The sequence below is a fragment of the Proteocatella sphenisci DSM 23131 genome (genome assembly GCF_000423525.1).
Taxonomy (GTDB): domain Bacteria; phylum Bacillota; class Clostridia; order Peptostreptococcales; family Filifactoraceae; genus Proteocatella; species Proteocatella sphenisci.
In genome coordinates this window covers 1-1,162 of the sequence record NZ_AUID01000047.1, presented here as the reverse complement: position 1 = coordinate 1,162, position 1,162 = coordinate 1, and the positions used below count along the sequence as shown (strand labels likewise).

General features: G+C 30.5%; 2 protein-coding genes. Both read right to left on the bottom strand.

The genetic code is table 11. The features are described 5' to 3' along the window. Window positions 1-95 (bottom strand): glycine/sarcosine/betaine reductase component B subunit (locus G558_RS14490; RefSeq protein ID WP_156888562.1); only part of this gene is annotated, 95 nt, incomplete at its 3' end. A 181-nt stretch (window positions 96-276) separates the two neighbouring features. After that, a complete protein-coding gene (locus G558_RS13180) occupies window positions 277-957 on the bottom strand; it encodes a TetR/AcrR family transcriptional regulator (protein ID WP_051188665.1) in 681 nt (226 codons plus the stop codon). Window positions 958-1,162 lie beyond the last annotated feature (205 nt).

Here is a 1,162-nt window from a genome sequence, read left to right as displayed (position 1 = left end):
GCTTCTTTATCTATACTAAGAATTCCATCTTTGTATGATGTCTCATTTCCAAGTCTGACATCTTTTACATAAAAATTACCTATTTCCAGTTTCATCCATATTCTCCTCTCGCTTTGAAAACATTTTCCTTAATCACGATTATATATAAACCGTAATTATTTGTCAAGCGTCTTATAGGCTTTTTCGCAGATAATTATAAATATTTTTAATATTTGGCGATTTTTTGATATAAAAAAAACGAATGGCTTTCACCATCCGTTATAATCCGCCTTTTATCTACTTTTGTCTGTACTTCTCGATCACGCTTTTAATATATCTTTTTATTTCAGTTTCTGCCGTTTCGGGATCTAGTCCATTGTGTATTACCCTGAAAATAAAACTTTCAAAAATATAAGTTATTATGTCATTCATTACATAGCCTTCGATTTCACTAAAATATCCTTGTTTTATACATTCTTTAGCGGCTATGTTGCCTCTGCTAAATAAATCTTTTTCTGACATCATATCTTTAATGTCTTGACTCATTCCGCTTTTATCCATTGGATAGAGTTTGTAATAATCGTCAATGTAATCTCTGGTGCGCTCTCCCTCTTTTGCAAGAAATATCGCATAATAGTTTTTTGGATATCTAAAAGCGTGTTTGAGGAAACAGTTCCAAATTATTATGTATCTCTCAAGGGAATCCTTCTCATCTTTCAATGCTCCCGGGAGTTCTTTTATATATTCTCTGAAGTATTCCATCGAAGCAAAAAAAATCAGATGCTCGATACTATCAAAGTAATTATATATTGTCGCGCTGTTGTAACCTGCTATATCTCCTATTTTTCTTATATTTACCGCATCGAGTCCTTCTTTTTCTTGAATCTGCTTAACAGCATCTATAAAATATCTTACAGTCCTTCTTTTTTGCAGGAGTTTATTATTACTTAGATATGTTTTTACAATTTTTTTTTCCATAAAACCTCCCATTGAAATTATGTATTATACAATTATATCACTATAATTTTATTTTTCAATGTCATAATTTATTCAAATACAAAAATCGCCCTCAAAATAAAATCGTAATTTCACTTTAAGGGCGATTTTTTGGATAAGTATAAGACTAGAATTTACAGAATTCGCTTCTGATGCTTCTCATTTCTTCTACTATTTCATCAACATT

Excerpts from the sequence above, each read along its gene's own strand:
- G558_RS13180 (WP_051188665.1), bottom strand. The coding sequence starts at position 957 with ATGGAAAAAAAAATTGTAAAAACATATCTAAGTAATAATAAACTCCTG.